The sequence below is a fragment of the Cupriavidus sp. 05N39 genome, assembly GCF_056397325.1.
This window is the reverse complement of sequence record NZ_JBFTNE010000021.1, coordinates 62,778-80,217: the sequence shown is the minus strand read 5'-3', so window position 1 is coordinate 80,217 and position 17,440 is coordinate 62,778. Positions and strand designations below refer to the sequence as shown.

Genomic DNA, 17,440 nt, shown 5'->3' with positions numbered 1-17,440 from the left:
GAATCTACGTTTTGCATCGGGGAGAGAAATGACGGTAGTGCAAGATCTGCAAGCCTTTGGGGCCTTTGACGTTGCTCAGGCAACTGCATCACTATGGGTATTCAAGAAGCGCCCGGCGACTGGGCAAATGAATCCCTTTACAGCCGTTTCAGTCGTGATGAGCGACGCCTTGAGAGATCAACTCAAAGGACTGGTTTCGAGCTACCAAACCAGTCACACCATCGCTGAAGAGTACAACTTGCTCAGTCAGCCGAGCGAAGGAGGCTTCCTTGCCGTTTCACGCGAGGAGACTCTGTTTCCTTACCTCCAAAAGCTGATTGATCAGCCTTTGGAGGAATGTTTGGTAAAGCACGTGAAGCAGCTTAATAACGCTGCGGGGTACGTTCTTCGTCTGCGCCACGGTGACTCGGTGATTTGCTGTGTCAAGAAGGCAAATGCAGACTGGGGAACCCGAAAGAAGAAGGGCATGATGAATATCTTCTTCACTGAGGCGGGCCTCGATATCATGGATAACCCGTCATTTAGCATCTCCCGTAGTTTTGACTTCTTTGTCGTGGGAGAAAGCGTTCTCATGAGCAGCAAACCTGCTTTTGAATCTCTGCTGAATCACAAAGACACCTACGAAGAGGCATATGCAGAACTGAAGCAAGAGGAAGGCTTTTCAGCCGCTATTGCTGATTTCGCCGTTTTTGACGCCTTCATCGGCAAAAACGCTACGCACTTGCGCCGTATGGCGGTGATCAAGGCGCGTGGCTATTACCAGAACCCGGATTACATGATCCGTCTTCGCGAGATCAACGGACTCCGCAGTTGGGGTATACAGTTCGACGATCAGGGGCGAATCGTCGCTACCCAAGAAAAAATGCGCGACATCTTGCACGTCCTGCTGGATCATCGTCTGCGATCGGAGCTATCCGACAACCAGTACGACGTGCCATCGACCACACCTGTTGGTCAGTGAGTTGCTCCAACCAAGCATGAGCTAGACGCGCGAGAATTTTACTGGGTCATTACATCAACGAGTTGAGGGCGCTGCCATAGGGATTTAGCGCTCACTAAATTGATCGTCTGCGTGAGTGCCGCGCATGGGCAGTGAGGTCTCCGCCGGTCAAGCAGATGGCGCTGTTTGAGCCGCTGCCTCTTGGTCCGCCGTTGAAGTTTGATGAAAGCTAATTCCCGCTTCCTCCAGCATCCATGCCTCGATCTTGTCGTGCCACATTCGAAGCATATCGAGTGGCCGGCGACGATAATGTTTTTCGGCTAGCGCTGAAGGTTTGTGCCCTTGGATCTGTGCCACGACGCCAACGGGAACCTCGCTCCACTCGGATAGCGTGCCGAACGACCGGCGCAGGCCATGTAGCGTCACGTGGGGCAGGCCGGCTGCCTCGATGGCTTGGTTGTGTGCATACCTTGGCTCGGCAATCCGGCCCTTTGCAGCATTGAGGCTATGGAATACGCAGGGAGAAGGCTCCCATTTCTCGCCTCGTGCTTCGAGCGTCCGCCGCCGCCGGGCAGTCGGCGGGGTTTCGTTGAGGCGTTTGAGATTGAGCAACAGGGAAGCCAGATAGGGCGTGAGGGGAATCACGCGCCCGGCTTCTATCTTGTCGGCGATGCGCAGACTTCGCCATTGGAAGTCCACGTCATCCCAGCGCAGAGCTGCGAGTTCTTCCCGGCGCGCACCAGTAATGAGAAGTCCTTGCAGGTAGGCGGACTGCACCGGGTTGTGCAGGGCGCGCACAGCGGAGAACCAGGTGGCAAGTTGTTCGCGCTGAAGGCTATCGCCGTCCTTGGTATTGCTGCTTGGCAGGGCGCCGGTCACCTTGGGGGAGGTGCAGCAGTCGGTCGGGATGGTGCCTGCGTATTTGTCTTGTCCTTCGCACCAGCGTGCAAAGGCCTTGAGCATCCTGAATGCATATGCGGCACTGGTCGGCCGGGCAGGCACCTCGGATTCCAGCCACGTGGCAACAGTCTTGGCAGTCAGGCCGGAGAGCTTCAGTGCCATCAGTGGGTAAAGCGGTCCGCGTTCGGTTTGCTTGCTGCCTCGCTTGGCAGGCATCCCGCCTGGCGCGGCAAGCTTGATGTGGTCATTGATGTAGGTTGCGGACCTTGGCTTCTTAGTCTTGGGGGAGATTTTCGTACGCAGATGCTCAAGGTAGTCTGTCCAAGCTTCGGCAACCGTCACGCTCTCCCGAGCCGTCGCCGCCCGCCTTGCCTCATAGCTGGCCCGTTGCTCGGCCTTGACTTCACGCGGATCCTGGCCGGCATCGATCAGCGTTTGCAGGCGCCTGGCTTCCTCCTGAGCCTTACTGATTGTCCAGCTACGCGGATCCCCAATGGTCAGGCGGACGGTTTGTCCGTGGATCTTGCCCTGGAAGACGTATGACTTTGCCCCACTGGCGGTAGCGCGCAAACCGAGGCCAGGGGAAATCGCATCCCACAGAAAAGCTTGCGCTTTCCCTTGGGGGCACTGGTGAGCATCTACCCGGGCAGCGGTGAAGTTGATTTTTGCCATGCAGAATCCTACAAACCGGGTTACACGGTTCCATGTAACCGCTATGTAACCGGATTGTGCGGTATTCGATCTATCCCGGTCAACGAGATATCACCGGGCGTCAACGAAAAACCCCTTTATTTTTAAGTATTTGCATGGCCACAGGGATCTCAGTCAACGTAGGGTAATGTCCACTAACGCTGATTTGTAATCATCAGGTGGCGGGTTCGAGTCCTGCAGCCGGCACCAGAATTCCAAAACGGGCTACGCGATTTGCGTAGCCCGTTTTGTTTTTGAGCGGGTTGAAGATTCGGTTCTCCCGTACGGCGGGCGCAGTCGTCACGCCTGGCACCGCTAACAACTGCGCGACTTGCCGCGAACGCTTCTATCCGAGACCACAGATATAGTCATCGACCGTCTGGATCGAGGAAAGATCAACGGCCAGCCTGCCCTGGCTGATCATGCCCGGCGAATCTTCGATCGATTCAGCCCTCCGCATGTCGAGATATGCCGTTGCCGGATCCAGCGGGGATCGTAGTCGAGCAGCGAATGTGTGATGAATCGGACCGATTCGAAAGCAACCTGCCCTGAGCTCCGGGCGCCGGATCGCGATACAACGATTGCATATCCCCGTCTTGCGCCCGTCATTCAACCCGCCTACCGTAGCGTTCGGGAAACCATTCAAGATCCCCCCCTGCCAGACAACCTGGCAGGGTGCCTCCGCACCTCCCCATTCCATCAGCCAACCAAAGCAACCCAAAAAGGAAAGCCTCCGTGATCCGGAAACTTGCACGTATGGCATGGCTGGTCTCGATTACCTGTCTGGCGGCTTGCGGAGGCGATGGCGCATCGGCGGAGCCGGACGCCTCCGCCATTTCCGTGTCAGCGGTGAACGCTCCTGCCTCTGCCTCCAACGCTACCCTGTCTCCCTCAGCGCAAACTCTGGCCCCTTCGCGCTGGATGCCGGCCGCCGCGGACACCTGGCAGTTGCAATTGACCAGCACGGTCAACACGAACTACCCCGCGCAGGTCTTCGATATCGATCTGGTGGATACGCCGCAAGCAACCATCAATGCGCTGAAGGCGCAGGGCAAGCGCGTAGTCTGCTATTTCTCCGCCGGCAGCTCAGAAAACTGGCGCCCGGATTTCAAGCAGTTTGCGGCGGCCGATATGGGCAAGGCCCTGTCGGGTTGGGCGGGAGAGCGCTGGCTGGATACGCGCTCGCCCAACGTCCGCAAGATCATGCAGGCGCGCATGGATCTGGCGAAGTCGAAGGGTTGCGATGGCGTGGACCCGGACAACGTCGACGGCTATGCCAACAAGCCGGGTCTCCCGCTGACAGCGGTCACGCAGCTGGACTACAACCGTTTTCTCGCAGCCGAGGCGCATGCGCGCGGGCTGGCCGTGGGCCTGAAGAACGACGTGGACCAGATCGCTCAACTGGCGGCGGATTTCGATTTCGCGGTGAACGAGCAGTGCTTCCAGTACAAGGAGTGCGCTACCTACACGCCGTTCACGGCCCAGGGCAAGGCAGTGTTCAACGTGGAGTACGCCTCGAAGTACAAGGATGCGGCGACGCGCGCAACGCTGTGTGCTTCGGCAAAGGCGGCGCATCTTCGCACGCTGGTGCTGCCGCTGAACCTGGATGACGCGTTCCGCTACGCTTGCGATTGAGCGAACCATAGCCGGCAACTGCAAGCTTCCAGCACCAGCTTTTCCGACGCGGCGTTCCCCGCGCCAGGTGCGGGACAGGCGATGGCATCGCACGCACCGTCTTTGTCTTACGCGCGGCTTCCGGCATGCCGACAGAAGTTGTGCCGCGTGCGTCCTATAGTGAAGGCGAGGGCGTCCTCCGGCTACCGGCGCCAGGCTGGGCCGGCCGCTTGCGTTCATCGCGCTTTCGCATTCCGGCGGCGCATCCGCCCGGGGCGAGGCGAGTCTTGCCGGAGAGCCGAACATGGTCGTGCCGCGTCTATCCCTCCTGTCGCTGAGCGTGCTGATGGTGGCCGGCCTGGCGGCGTGCGGCGAAACCGCAACCCTGCCAGTGTCAGCGGGCACCGGCTTCACGCCGCAGTTGCCGGCGCCGAACAAGACCATGCTGCCAACCGTGCACATCGCCCCTGCGAAGGGCTGGGCCGATGGCGCCAAGCCGGTGGCGGCGGACGGCCTGTCCGCCGTGGCGTTTGCCGACAAACTGGATCATCCCCGCTGGCTCTACGTGTTGCCCAATGGCGATGTGCTGGTTGCCGAGACCAACGCACCGCCAAAACCCGACGATGGTAAGGGCATCAGGGGCTGGGTAATGAAACAGGTGATGAAGCGCGCCGGCGCGGGGGTGCCGAGTGCCGATCGCATTACGCTGTTGCGCGACACCGATGGCGATGGCGTGGCCGATGCGCGCTCGGTTTTCCTCAAGGACCTGCATTCGCCTTTCGGCATGGTGCTGGTCGGCAATGATTTCTACGTGGCCGACACCGATGCCGTGCTGCGCTTCCCCTACCAACCCGGACAGACCCAGGTTACCGCACCCGGCGTGAAAGTGGTGGACCTGCCGGCTGGCCCGATCAACCATCACTGGACCAAGAACATCATCGCCAGCCAGGACGGCGGCAAGCTGTATGTCACCGTCGGCTCGAACAGCAACGTCGGCGAGAACGGCATCGACAAGGAGGAGGGCCGCGCGGCCATCTGGGAAGTCGATCCAAAGACCGGAGCGCATCGCATCTTCGCCAGCGGCTTGCGCAATCCCAACGGCATGGCGTGGGAGCCCGCCAGCGGAGCGCTGTGGACCTCGGTCAACGAGCGCGACGAAATCGGCAGCGATCTGGTGCCTGACTACATTACCTCGGTGAGCGACGGGGCCTTTTACGGCTGGCCCTTTAGCTACTACGGCCAGCATGTGGACGAACGCGTGAAGCCGCAGCGGCCCGAAATGGTGGCCAAGGCCATCCCGCCCGATTACGCGGTCGGCCCGCACACCGCCTCGCTTGGCCTCGCCTCGTCGCAAGGCAACTCGCTCACGGCTGCGTTCAAGGACGGTATGTTTGTCAGCCAGCATGGCTCGTGGAACCGCAAGCCGCACAGCGGCTACAAGGTGATCTTCGTGCCGTTTGCCAACGGCAGACCGGCAGGTCCGCCTGTGGATGTGCTGACGGGATTTCTTGACAAGGACGGCGACGCCCAAGGGCGGCCGGTAGGCGTGGCCATCGACAAGCGCGGGGCGCTGCTGGTTGCCGACGATGTCGGCAATGTGGTTTGGCGGGTGGCCGTGGCGAAGTAGTACCGCCACGCACCGCGCATGTTGTGGCCCAACGCCTACTTGCTCACCCMCATCTGCCTGAGCAGGCCCAGGTTGTCCTCCAGATGCCAGTTCTCCACGATCTTGCCGTTCGCCACGCGGTACAGGTCGAAGGCCTGGAAGTCGATCTGCTGGCCCTGGCCCTTGCTGTCGCCGAACGCCCCGGTAAAGTGGCCGCGAAAGCGCAGATGCACCGCGACCCGGTCGCCGGCGATGACCACGTCTTCCATTTCCGCGCTGAGATCCGGTACCGCGGCGCGGAATCCCCTGGAGGCCTGCAACGGGCCGCGCAGGCCTTGCTCGCGGCCGGGCGGCAGCGTGCGGTCGCTGAAGTCCGGGGCGAGTGCGAGCGTGGCGTAGCGTTCGTCGCCGGTGTGCCAGAAGGTGGCGTAGCGGCGGGCGGCGAGAAGCGCGGCTGCCGCGGACGGCTGGCCGGCGCCCTGGGCCAGGTGCTGCGGGTGGACCAGCTCGTCGCCGGCAGCGGCGGCGCTTTGCGATAGCGGTAACAGGGCGACGCCTAGGGCGGCTACGAATGCGCGTACTGGCGCGAGGTTTGTGGTTTTCATGTCGGCTTGTACTCGTCTGTATGTTCGTGGTTTTGCCCTGGCTTATGCCGCCGGCACGTCGCTCGCGCCGAGCGCGAAGCGGGCGATGTCGTCCTTGCGCATGAAGGTCACGCCGGCATGGCCCTGGGCGTAGCGGATAAACGCTTCGAGCGCCCGCACGCGTGCCGGGGAACCGGAGATGCGGTCGTGCGTGCTGATGGACATCATGCGGCGGCGGTGGGCGCCTTCGGCGTAGAGCACATCGAACTCCGCCTTCAGTTCGCCGAGCATGTCTTCGGCCGTGGTCGATGGCGAGTCGAAGCGCACGATGTCGTTGTTGCGCACGGTGTAGGGCACCACGGCGAACGGCTTGCCGCCTACCTGCAGCACGGATGGCTCGTCGCGGCTGAGGTCGTCGATGTGATAGAGGAAGCCGAGCGACTGCAGGATCGGCAGCGTATTGGGCGAGCCGCGCATCCAGAAGGCGTTGAAGCCGAGGGGCCGCGTGCCGGTGGCGCGCTGGATGGTGTCGATGCTCTGCACGTAGCTGGCGCGTTCCGCTTCGGCACTCATGCTGTATTGCGGCTCCCAGGTCTGGCCATGGCCCGAGGCTTCGTGCCCGCGCGCGACGATTTCGCGCGCCAGTTCGGGATGGCGCTCGACTGCCTGACCCACCATATGCGAGGTCACCTTGATACCGGCGCGGTCCCACAGGTCCAGCAGACGCGGGATGCCTTCGCGCACGCCGTAGGTGTACCAAGACTGCAGCGGGTAGTCCGGGTACTTGGGGTCGAGCGGAGGGAAGGGGCCGCTGGCGCCGCGCTCGGGCTGGGCGCCGGCCTCGAACTGCATTGAGATGGAGATGACGAGTTGCGCGCCATCCGGCCAGAATCGGGTGCGGCCGGCGCGAGCTTGCTGGCGCGCCTGGCCGGGGTGCGCGGTGGCGCCGCCGGCTGCAGCTGCGGCCAGCGGCAGCGCAGCGGTGAGTACGGCTGCGCTGCCCAGGAAGTGGCGGCGCGGAATCCGCGGCGCGCGCGTCGTCGGTCTGGTGGGCTGGTTCGTGCTCATGTTCGGTTTCCTTGCCTTGCGGCGGTTGCATGAGTACGGACTTTATGATTCAAGCTGAAATTGATAAATATCCATTTTTAACTATCAATTTCAAAAACAGTTTGTTAATTGGTGCGCCGCGCGAAACGATAAGAGTTGGCGGCGCCAGGCACGCGTCAGATGGGTATGAGATACCCGCTGCCGGCGGCGTCCCGGATCACCTTTCCGAGCGTTTCCATGAAAGCTGTGGCGGCGGGGCTATCCGGCCGGCCGCGGCGCCGGTGCAGTGCGGCCGTGCGGCTGAAGCCGGGATGCGCGACCGGCGCGTAGGCCAGCCCGGCGAAGCTGCCGCTGCGCTGCGTGCCGGCGATATGCAGCGCCAGCGGGCTGGCGATGGTGTACAGGCGGCCGCCGAGCACGGCGCGCAGCAAGGCTTCCACGCTGGGGCCTTCCAGCCGGGGCCGCAGCACGATGCCGGCGGCCTGCGCGGCCGCGTCGATCTGCCGGCGCATGGCGAAGCGCTCGGGCAGCAGCGCCAGGGGCAGCGTTCCCAGTTGCGCCAGGGTCACGGTTTCCTGTTCGCGTGGCAGCTTGTGTCCGGGTGCGATCAAGGCAAGCGTTTCCGAGAACAGCGGCACCTGTTCGATGCGTTTTGGCGCGTCCTTCGCAAACGCCAGGCCAAGATCGATCTGTCCGTCCAGCAGGGAACGGTCGACCTCGGCGGCGGCAAACTCGAACACCTGGATATCCAGCCCCGGATGCGCATCGACCAGCGCTTGCACGGCAGGCATCACCAGCGCGGAAAGATAGGTATGGGTGGCGCCGATGCGCAGCGTGCCCTCCACCGCGCCGCGCTGAGAGGCTGCGGATACGATGACCCGTTCGAGCTGATCGAGCACGGGTTCGAGCGCCAGAACCAGTTGCCTGCCCGCATCGGTCAGTTCCAGCTTGCGGCCCACGCGTCCGAACAGCGGCACCCCCAGGCTCTGCGCGAAGATGCGCAGGTGCTGTGACAAGGCCGGTTGCGTCAGGCCGAGCGAATCGGCCGCGGCGGTCACGCTGCCATGGCGGGCAACGGCCATGAAGCTGCGGACCAGGCGCAGGTCCATGGCTTCGGGCGTGGCCGTTGATCTCATAATCTGTCGTGATGAATTGAAAATCGATTCATCATTTTACAGAGCATGTCGTAACTGCTGGAATGCATGCACAACATGGAAAACACCAGGAGACCCCCATGTCATGCCATTCCAGCGCCGACCGGCGCAACCGCCGGCTGCTTGCCTTCTTGTCGCCCGCGCTCGCAGCCGCCGCGCTCTGCCTGACATTCGCGCCAGCGGCCAGCGCTGCCTATCCGGATCGCCCGATCCRCCTGGTGGTGCCGTATGCGCCCGGCGCCACCACCGACTCGCTCGCCCGCCTGATCGGGAAAGAACTGCAGGTCCGCCTGAAGCAACCGGTGGTGGTGGAGAACCGGCCCGGCGCGGGCGGCACCATCGGCAGCGACTATGTCAGCAAGGCGCCTGCCGATGGCTATACCTTGTTGCTGGGCGCGGTCGGGCCGGTCTCGGTCGGCAAGGCGTTGTATCCCGCGCTGCCCTACGATCCAGCGAAGGACCTGGCCGGCGTCGGCCTGATCGGCACGGTGCCGTTCATCCTGGTGGCGGGCACCCGCGGGCAGCGCTTCGATTCCGTGCCCGCGCTGGTGCGCGCGTCCGCCGCGGCGCCCGACACCATCGCCTACGGCTCGGCGGGCAACGGCACGCCGCAGCACATCATCGGGGCGATGTTCTCGCAGGCTACCGGCGCGCGCCTGCTGCATTCTCCCTACAAGGGGTCGGGCCCCGCCATCAACGATCTGCTGGGCGGGCAGATTGCGCTGATGTTCGACAGCCCCGTGCTGCTGCTGCCGCACATCAAAGCCGGCACGGTGGTGCCGCTGGCGCAGACCGGCGCACGACGCTCCGCCTTGCTGCCGGGGGTGCCCACCATGCGCGAGCAAGGCGTGCGCGATTTCGACGCGGCGCCGTGGTACGGAATCATGGCGCCGGGCAAGCTGCCGGGCGATATCCTCAACCGGCTCAACCACGAGCTGAATGCGGTGCTCGCCGACAAGCAGATGCAGGAACGCCTGCTGGCGCTTGGCGTGGAAGCCCGGCCGCTGGATCCTGCCGGCTTCCGCCAGTTCCTGTCGCAGGCGCAGGCGAGTTGGACCCGCGCCGTATCCTCCGCCTCGGTGAAACCGGACTGATCATGCCGCACCTGATTACCGAAACCACGCGGCAACTCGCGGACAGGATCGACTTCGCGCATGTGTTCGCCGGCGTGCACCGCGAACTCGCAGGGCATGGCTACGCGCAACTGGCGGATCTCAAGAGCCGCCTGCTGGTGGCGGAGGTTGCGCTGACCGGCGACGACCCCGAAGCCGGCTTCGTCGTGACGCATCTCGTGATGACCAATGCGCGGCCGGAGCCGGTGCAGGCCGCCATGGCCGCGGTCGTGCTGGCGCATATGGCGGCAGCCGTCAGGCAGGCCGCTTTCGCCGGCAACGTGCAGGTGTGCGTGCTGCATCGCCTGGCGGCACAGGGGACGTATCGGAAGACAGTGGTGGTGAGCCCGGGCGCGGTTTGAGGCTTGAGGCTTGAGAGGCGAGGGGGCTAGCGCTGTGCCTGCTCCAGTTCACGCCACGCCAGGAACAGGCGCGTGTCGAACTCGAGCTGGTGATACGCCGGCTCCATGTATTCGCACAGGCGGTAGAACGCCTTGTTGTGATCGCTTTCCTTCAGGTGCGCGAGTTCGTGCACCACGATCATGCGCAGGAATTCGGGCGGCGCTTCCTTGAACAGCGAGGCCACGCGGATTTCCTTCTTGGCCTTGAGCTTGCCACCCTGCACGCGCGAGATGGCGGTGTGCAGCCCGAGCGCGCGATGCACCACGTCGATCTTCGCGTCGAACGCGATCTTGTGGACCGGCGGCGCGGTGCGCAGGAATTCCTGCTTCAGTTCGGCGGTGTAGTCGTACAGCGCGCGGTCTGTCTGCACGGTGTGCCGGGCCGGGTATTTCTTCGCCAGGTGCTCGCCAAGGCGATTGGCGGCAACCAGCTGGCGCACCTGGTCGAGCACGGCATCGGGATACGCGCTCAGGAAGCGCAGCGGATCCTTGGCGCCGGGGCGCCAGGTTTCGCTGGCGGGAGCGGGATGGCTACGGTTGCTCAATGGTGGTGATGGTGGTGGTGTGCCCAGTTGCCGTCGACGGAGGAGACGAAGGACTCGACCGCATCCTTGTCGCCGGTGGCGTGACGAACCAGCTCACCGCATTTGCACCAGCCCTGGTATGGCGTGATGTGCGAACAGGCGGATACCTTCTGCAGAAACAGCGTGACGGGCTTGGTGCACTTCTTGCACTTGAAGGTGAGGGTGCGGGCGGGTTTGCTCATCGGATCGGGCTTGAATACGGGGTGGTTCGGCGGTGCCGGCGGTTGGCGGCGGGACAACGGGCATTTTAACCTGCCCTTGCCAGGCGTTCATGCCCGGTGCCGTTGCGCTTGTCCGGCCCTTTGCCGCCTATTCCTTCACCGCCCCCGTCATGCCCGACACGTAGTACTCGACAAAGAACGAGTACACCAGCGCTACCGGCAGCGAGCCCAGCAAGGCGCCTGCCATCAGCGCGCCCCAGTGGTAGACGTCGCCCTCGATCAGCTCGGTGACGATGCCCACCGGCACCGTTTTCACTTCCGACGAGGAAATAAAGGTCAGCGCGTAGATGAACTCGTTCCACGACAGCGTGAAGGCGAAGATGCCGGCCGAGATCAGTCCCGGCACGGCCAGCGGCAGGATGATCTTGACCAGGATCTCCCAGCGGGTGGCGCCGTCGATCAGCGCGCATTCTTCCAGTTCGTAAGGGATGGAGCGGAAGTAGCCCATCAGCAGCCAGGTGCAGAACGGGATCAGGAAGGTGGGATAGGTCAGGATCAGCGCCCAGCGCGTATCGAACAGGCCGAGCTGGAACACGATCGATGCCAGCGGGATAAACAGGATCGAGGGCGGGATCAGGTAGGCCAGGAAGATGGCCAGCCCGACCTGCTTCGCGCCCTGGAAGCGCAGCCGCTCGATCGCGTAGGCGGCCAGCACGCTGGCGGCCAGCGAGGCGAAGGTCGATACCGTCGAGACGATCACGGTATTGAGCAGCCAGGCCGGGTAGGGCGTGTTGAACAGCAGCTTCTTGAAATGCGCGAAGGTGGGCGCCATCACCAGGAACGGGTTGGCGCTGCGCATCAGCAGTTCGCCATCCGGCTTGAAGGCGGTGATCGCCATCCAGTAGAACGGAAACAGCAGCACGAAGACGAAGATGCCTAGTGGGATGTAGATGGTCACCCAGCGCCGCGGTATCGATTGCAGGTAGTCCATGCCCTGCTGCTCGGGCGCGCTCATCGCTTTCGCTTTCATTTGTCGCCTCCCTGTTGCCAGCCGCGCCGCTGCAGGCCGAAGTAAGAGAACAGGATGGCAGCCAGCAGGAAGGGCACCATCATGGTGGCGATCGCCGCGCCTTCGCCCAGTGAACCGCCGGGAATCGCGCGCTGGAAGGACAGGGTGGCCATCAGGTGAGTGGCGTTGAGCGGGCCGCCGCGCGTGAGCACGTAGATCAGCTGGAAATCGGTGAAGGTGAACAGCACGGAGAAGGTCATCACCACCGCGATGATCGGCGTCAGCAGCGGCAGCGTGACATAGCGGAACTGCTGCCACGGCGTGACGCCGTCGATCGATGCCGCTTCGTACAGCGTGGGCGAGATGGTCTGCAGCCCGGCCAGCAGGGAGATCGCGACAAAGGGAATGCCGCGCCAGACATTGGCGGCGATGGTGGAGAAGCGGGCCAGCCACGGGTCGCCGAGGAAATCGATATAGCGGTCGATCAGCCCGAGCTTGACCAGGCTCCAGCTGATGATGGAAAACTGCGCATCATAGATCCACCAGAAGGCCAGCGCCGACAGCGCCGTCGGCACAATCCACGGCAGCAGCACGATGGCGCGGAAGAACGATTTGAACGGCAGGTTCTTGTTGAGCAGCAGCGCCAGCCACAGCCCCAGCGCGAACTTCAGCACGCTGGCCACCAGCGTGTAGAACAGCGTGTTGAACAGCGCCAGTTGCGTCAGCGAGTCGCCGGCCAGGTAACTGTAGTTGGCCAGCCCGATCCATTCGCCGGTGCCGCCGATCTTGGTATTGGTGAAGCCGAGCCAGACGCCGAGGCCGAGCGGATATGTCAGGAAGACCAGCAGCAACAGCGCCGTGGGCAGCATGAACAGCAGCCCCAGCGTATGGCGGTTGTTCAACAGGCGGGATAGCATGGATCACCTCGGCGGCTGCCGGTCCGGCGCTGGAAACGCCGGACCGGATCTTCAGAACGGCGGCGCGGCGGTGTGCCGCCGCGCCTTCCCTGCTTCGGGCGTTKGCGACATCACGCCTTGTAGTAGCGCTCGGCACGCTGCGCCGCGCGCGCCGCCGCCTCCTTCGGCGTCTTGGAACCGCTGGCCGCCTCGGCCACCATGTCGAGCACGATGTAGTCAGCCATGGACGCGGCCGAAGCGGTGCCCAGCGGGCCGGCGTGGCCGTTGTCGAGCATCAGCGCGGCGGAGTCGCGATAGACGGTGTGCTTGGGATCGGCCGTCCAGATCGGGTTGGCCTCGTAGGCCTTGAGCGGCTGGCTGACGTAGCCGATGGCGGCTTCCATCCATGGGTTGTACTGCTCCGGTTCCATCATGAATTGCAGGTAGGCCTTGGCCGCGTTCGGGAACTTGGAATATCGGAACAGCATCATTTGCGTGATCTGCATCAGTTCGGTGGGTTTGCCGGACGTGCCGATCGGGAAGTGCGCGTGCTGGATGTCCCGCGCCATCTCCTGCAGCTTGGGCTCCTTCGAATTCTTGGCCGCGTAGTAGACCGAGATGCCGTTGGCGGTCAGGCTGACCTGGCCGTCCAGGAAGGCCTTGTTGTTCGACGGGTCCTGCCAGGACAGCGTGCCGGGCACGAAGGTGGCATAGAGTTGCTTGGCATACTCCAGCGCGGCCCAGGTCTCGGGCGAGTTGACCACGACCTTGCCCTTGGTATCGACCAGCATGCCGCCATGCGACCAAAGCAGCCAGTGCGCCCAGTTGTTGCCGTCGCCGACCGCCTTGCCCAGCGCGAAGCCGCAGGGCGTGTTCTTGGCCTTGAGCCCCTGGCACAGTTTGAGGAAGCCGGCGAGGTCCTTGGGGATGGTCTCAAAGCCCGCTGCCTTGACATGGCTCTCGCGATAGACCAGCGCGTTGCCCACCACGCCCAGCGGCAGGCCGATCCACTTGCCGTTGTGCGTGCCGTATTTGCGGCACACGTCGTACCAGCCGCCGTATTTGCCGCCGAGGTAGGTGGCCAGGTCCGACATGTCGACGAGCTTGTCGGGATACTGTTGCGGGTCGTCGAACCAGCCGACGATGATGTCCGGCCCGCTACCAACGCTGGCCGCCACGGCGGCCTTGGGGCGCACGTCTTCCCAGCCTTCGTTGTCGACCCGCACCTCGATCCCGGTGAGTTCGGAGAACTTCCTGGTGTTGGCGTTCCACAAGTCTTCGTCGCCCTGCACGAAGCGCTTCCAGCGCAGCACCCGCAGCTTGGCGCCCGCTTCCGGTTTGTACAGCAGCGGGGCGGGCGCGGCGAAGGCATGGCCGCCCAGCGCCGTGGTGGCGGCGACGGCAGCCGTGGATGCCAGGAAATCGCGTCTCGTGAAGTTGGTCGGTGCGCTCATCGTTTTGTCTCCTCCGTGGTCAGGGGTTCCGCCCCGTGCTGGTCATGCCTGTTTCCCGGATCACCCTGCGCATCCGGCGTGCCGTGCCGCAGCAGCGACTGGCCCGTGTCGGCATCGAACAGGTGGGTGTGCTGGTGGTCGGGCACGAGGTTCAGGATGTCGCCCGCGGCGAAGTCATGGCGCTCGCGGAATATCGAGATGAAGTCCGTTTCGCAGAAGCGCGAATAGATCTCGGTGTTGGCGCCGGTAGGCTCGACTACCGACACGCGGTTGCGCAGGCCTTGGCCGGTCGCGTCCAGGCTCAGGTGCTCGGGCCGCACGCCATAGATCACGCGCTGGCCGTCGGTCCCGGCGCCGGCGTCGAAGCGCGTGGGGGGCGGCAGGCGCGTGCCATCGGGAAACTCGACAACCGTATCGCCGCCCTGGCGGCGCAGCACGCCGGGCACGAAGTTCATCGCGGGCGAGCCGATGAAACCGGCCACGAAGAGATTGTCGGGATGGTCGTAGAGGTCCAGCGGCTTGCCGCGCTGCTCCACGCGGCCGTCGCGCATCACCACGATCTGGTCGCCCATGGTCATGGCTTCGATCTGGTCATGCGTGACGTAGACCGAGGTGGTGCGCAGGCGCTGGTGCAGCTCCTTGATCTCCGCGCGCATCTGCACGCGCAGCTTGGCGTCGAGGTTGGAGAGCGGCTCGTCGAAGAGGAACACTTGCGGATCGCGCACGATGGCGCGTCCCATCGCCACCCGCTGCCGCTGGCCGCCCGAAAGCTGGCGCGGGTAGCGATCCAGCAAACTGCCCAGGCCGAGAATGGCGGAAGCCTTGTCCACCTTCTGCCTGATCTCGTCCTTATCCCCCTTGGCGAGCTTGAGCGAGAAAGCCATGTTGTCGTAGACCGTCATATGCGGGTAGAGCGCATAGTTCTGGAACACCATGGCGATGTCGCGCTCCTTTGGCGGCAGGCGATTGACCACCCGGCCGCCGATGGCGATCTCGCCGGTGGTGATTTCCTCCAGCCCGGCAATCATGCGCAACAGCGTGGATTTGCCGCAGCCGGATGGTCCCACCAGCACGGTGAACTCGCCGTCGGCGATGTCGATGTCCACGCCGCGGATGACCTGCGTGCTGCCGAAGTACTTCTGGATGCCGCGAATCTGAACCGATGCCATGCGTGGTGTCTCCGTTGGCCGTTCATGCCGGGAGCGGCCGTTCGTCGCGAATGCAAAGCTGCGGAAAGCCGCGTTGCGACAACGCGTCTCAGTGGTTGTCCTTGGGTACGGCGGCGCCGCTCTTGCCCACCAGGAAATCCATGTCGGCGCCCAGGTTGGCTTGTTGCACGTGCTCGACATAGAGCCGGGTCCAGCCGCGTTCCATCGGCAGCGCAGGCGCTTGCCACGCTGCGCGGCGGCGCTGCAATTCCTCGTCGCCGACATGCAGGTGCAGCTTGCGCGCGGGTACATCCAGCTCCACCATGTCGCCGTCGCGCACCAGCGCGAGCGGGCCCCCGGCCGCGGCCTCGGGCGCCACGTGCAGCACCACTGTGCCGTAGGCAGTGCCGCTCATGCGCGCATCCGAGACGCGGACCATGTCCGTGATGCCCTTGCGCAGCACCTTGGGCGGCAGCGGCATGTTGCCGGCCTCGGCCATGCCGGGGTAGCCGCGCGGGCCGCAGTTCTTGAGCACCAGCACGCAGGTTTCGTCCACATCGAGCGATTCGTCGTCGAGGCGCTGGTGCATATGCTCGCTGTTCTCGAACACCACCGCGCGGCCCGTGTGCCTGAGCAGCGCCGGGGTGGCGGCGGAGGGCTTGATCACCGCGCCGTCGGGGCACAGGTTGCCGCGCAGCACGGCAATGCCCGCGTTCGCCTTGAAGGGCGCGTCGAAGGCGTGGATGACTTCGCGGTTCCAGTTGGGCGCGTCCTTGCAGTTGTCCCACAGCGTCTTGCCGTTGACGGTCAGCGCGTCGCGCGCCAGCACCGCGCCCAGTTCGCGGATTACCGCCGGCAGACCGCCGGCGTAATAGAAGTCTTCCATCAGGTGGCGCCCGGAGGGCTGCAGGTCGAGCAGGCAGGGCAGCTCGTGACCCAATGCGTCCCAGTCTTCCAGGCTCAGCTTGACGCCGATGCGGCCGGCGATGGCAAGCAGGTGGATCACCGCGTTGGTCGAGCCGCCGATCGCCGCGTTGACGCGGATGGCGTTCTCGAAGGCAGGCCGGGTGAGGATCCGCGACATCACCAGGTTGTCCTTGACCATCTCCACGATGCGGCGCCCCGAGGCGCGCGCCAGCACATTGCGGCGGCCGTCCACCGCCGGAATCGCGGCGTTGCCGGGCAGGCTCATGCCGAGTGCTTCCACCATGCTGGCCATGGTCGACGCGGTGCCCATGGTCATGCAGTGGCCATGCGAGCGGTGCATGCAGCTTTCGGCTTCGAAGAAATCCTCCTGCGACATCTGTCCGGCCCGCACCGCTTCCGACATCTTCCAGACATCGGTGCCGGAGCCCAGCTCGCCGCCGCGAAACTTGCCGCTCAGCATCGGGCCGCCGGAGACGCCGATGGTGGGCAGGTCGCAGGACGCCGCGCCCATCATCAGCGCCGGCGTGGTCTTGTCGCAGCCCATCAGCAGCACCACGCCATCGATCGGATTGCCGCGAATCGATTCCTCCACGTCCATGCTGGCCAGGTTGCGGAACAGCATCGCGGTCGGGCGCAGCATGGTCTCGCCCAGCGACATCACCGGGAATTCGAGCGGAAAGCCGCCCGCTTCCCATACGCCGATCTTGACCTGTTCGGCCAGCGTGCGGAAATGCGAGTTGCAGGGGGTGAGTTCGGAATACGTGTTGCAGATGCCGATGACCGGGCGGCCGTCGAACTGATCGTGGGGAATGCCGCGGTTTTTCAGCCACGAGCGGTAGATGAAGCCATCGCGGTCAAGCCGGCCGAACCAGGCCTGGCTGCGGCGCACGGGGTGCACCGGGGGCTTCGGCGGTTTTTCGTCGTTCACTCGGGTCTCCTGCGTTCTGCGGGGGCCGCGTAGCGACGTCCAGCGCTTTCGCGCCACGTGTGCTGATGCCCGCTTTCTTGTGCGATGCAGATCCGGATGCCTGCGACCGCCACTGCCTTGCCGCGCGCATGCCGAGTGAGCGGAGTCTAGTTCAGGACTATCGACAGGTAAACTGGTATTACCAATTAGGGGTCTCTACTGCCGTCTCTACCGCCGCGCGCGGTGCCGTTGCCGATGCTGCAGTGCATTCGCGTTGCGCCTGGACATTGAACAGCGCGCTGCCTA

The 17,440-nt window shown here is 64.1% G+C and carries 16 protein-coding genes; 5 read left to right on the top strand and 11 right to left on the bottom strand.

The window, feature by feature from the left end; genetic code table 11:
* Positions 1–961, top strand: a 961-nt coding sequence (locus AC1DN0_RS12830) for a Kiwa anti-phage protein KwaB-like domain-containing protein (protein WP_477145760.1), incomplete at its 5' end; no start/stop codon positions are given.
* Positions 962–1,108: 147 nt separating this feature from the next.
* Here AC1DN0_RS12830 and AC1DN0_RS12825 read toward each other — a convergent pair.
* Positions 1,109–2,512 (bottom strand): tyrosine-type recombinase/integrase, encoded by a 1,404-nt coding sequence (locus AC1DN0_RS12825; protein WP_477145759.1) that lies wholly within the window; start codon positions 2,510–2,512, stop codon positions 1,109–1,111.
* Positions 2,513–3,286: 774 nt separating this feature from the next.
* Here AC1DN0_RS12825 and AC1DN0_RS12820 point away from each other — a divergent pair.
* Together AC1DN0_RS12820 and AC1DN0_RS12815 are read left to right on the top strand one after the other, a co-directional pair.
* Entirely contained in the window at positions 3,287–4,165 is an 879-nt protein-coding gene (locus AC1DN0_RS12820) for an endo alpha-1,4 polygalactosaminidase (protein ID WP_441628967.1), read from the top strand.
* 283 nt (positions 4,166–4,448) lie between these two features.
* Positions 4,449–5,771 carry a PQQ-dependent sugar dehydrogenase gene (locus tag AC1DN0_RS12815; RefSeq protein ID WP_441628899.1) on the top strand — a complete coding sequence of 441 codons (1,323 nt, stop codon included), beginning with the start codon at positions 4,449–4,451 and terminating at the stop codon, positions 5,769–5,771.
* A 35-nt stretch (positions 5,772–5,806) separates the two neighbouring features.
* Here the strand turns inward: AC1DN0_RS12815 and AC1DN0_RS12810 are convergent, their stop codons facing one another.
* The 3 genes from AC1DN0_RS12810 to AC1DN0_RS12800 all read right to left on the bottom strand — a co-directional run bounded on the left by AC1DN0_RS12810 (position 5,807) and on the right by AC1DN0_RS12800 (position 8,517).
* A complete protein-coding gene (locus AC1DN0_RS12810; protein ID WP_477145758.1) occupies positions 5,807–6,355 on the bottom strand; it encodes an ester cyclase in 549 nt (182 codons plus the stop codon).
* Between the two features lie 42 nt (positions 6,356–6,397).
* On the bottom strand, positions 6,398–7,402 hold the full coding sequence (locus tag AC1DN0_RS12805; protein ID WP_441628903.1) for a polysaccharide deacetylase family protein: 1,005 nt from the start codon (positions 7,400–7,402) through the stop codon (positions 6,398–6,400).
* Positions 7,403–7,557: 155 nt separating this feature from the next.
* On the bottom strand, positions 7,558–8,517 hold the full coding sequence (locus AC1DN0_RS12800) for a LysR substrate-binding domain-containing protein (RefSeq protein ID WP_441628905.1): 960 nt from the start codon (positions 8,515–8,517) through the stop codon (positions 7,558–7,560).
* Between the two features lie 98 nt (positions 8,518–8,615).
* On the opposite strand from AC1DN0_RS12800, the gene AC1DN0_RS12795 reads away from it, so the two are divergent.
* Positions 8,616–9,629: a Bug family tripartite tricarboxylate transporter substrate binding protein gene (locus tag AC1DN0_RS12795; protein WP_477145757.1), complete on the top strand. Its 1,014-nt coding sequence runs from the start codon at positions 8,616–8,618 to the stop codon at positions 9,627–9,629.
* A gap of 2 nt (positions 9,630–9,631) precedes the next feature.
* Positions 9,632–10,009 (top strand): hypothetical protein, encoded by a 378-nt coding sequence (locus tag AC1DN0_RS12790; RefSeq protein ID WP_441628909.1) that lies wholly within the window; start codon positions 9,632–9,634, stop codon positions 10,007–10,009.
* Positions 10,010–10,035: 26 nt separating this feature from the next.
* Here the strand turns inward: AC1DN0_RS12790 and AC1DN0_RS12785 are convergent, their stop codons facing one another.
* From AC1DN0_RS12785 to AC1DN0_RS12755, 7 genes are all read right to left on the bottom strand, one after another.
* A complete protein-coding gene (locus AC1DN0_RS12785) occupies positions 10,036–10,530 on the bottom strand; it encodes a M48 metallopeptidase family protein (RefSeq protein ID WP_441628969.1) in 495 nt (164 codons plus the stop codon).
* 59 nt (positions 10,531–10,589) lie between these two features.
* A complete protein-coding gene (locus AC1DN0_RS12780) occupies positions 10,590–10,814 on the bottom strand; it encodes a hypothetical protein (RefSeq protein WP_441628911.1) in 225 nt (74 codons plus the stop codon).
* A gap of 127 nt (positions 10,815–10,941) precedes the next feature.
* Entirely contained in the window at positions 10,942–11,823 is an 882-nt protein-coding gene (locus AC1DN0_RS12775) for a carbohydrate ABC transporter permease (protein ID WP_441628913.1), read from the bottom strand.
* Positions 11,820–12,719 carry a carbohydrate ABC transporter permease gene (locus AC1DN0_RS12770; protein ID WP_441628915.1) on the bottom strand — a complete coding sequence of 300 codons (900 nt, stop codon included), beginning with the start codon at positions 12,717–12,719 and terminating at the stop codon, positions 11,820–11,822. Before AC1DN0_RS12770 ends, AC1DN0_RS12775 begins: the two co-directional genes overlap by 4 nt.
* Positions 12,720–12,829: 110 nt before the next feature.
* A complete protein-coding gene (locus tag AC1DN0_RS12765; RefSeq protein WP_441628917.1) occupies positions 12,830–14,152 on the bottom strand; it encodes an ABC transporter substrate-binding protein in 1,323 nt (440 codons plus the stop codon).
* Positions 14,149–15,321, bottom strand: a complete 1,173-nt coding sequence (locus tag AC1DN0_RS12760) for an ABC transporter ATP-binding protein (protein WP_441628919.1) — start codon at positions 15,319–15,321, stop codon at positions 14,149–14,151. The genes AC1DN0_RS12765 and AC1DN0_RS12760 overlap by 4 nt, the downstream gene beginning before the upstream one ends.
* An 88-nt stretch (positions 15,322–15,409) precedes the next feature.
* Positions 15,410–17,155, bottom strand: coding sequence for an IlvD/Edd family dehydratase (locus AC1DN0_RS12755; RefSeq protein WP_441628922.1), 1,746 nt, complete (start codon positions 17,153–17,155; stop codon positions 15,410–15,412).
* Positions 17,156–17,440 lie beyond the last annotated feature (285 nt).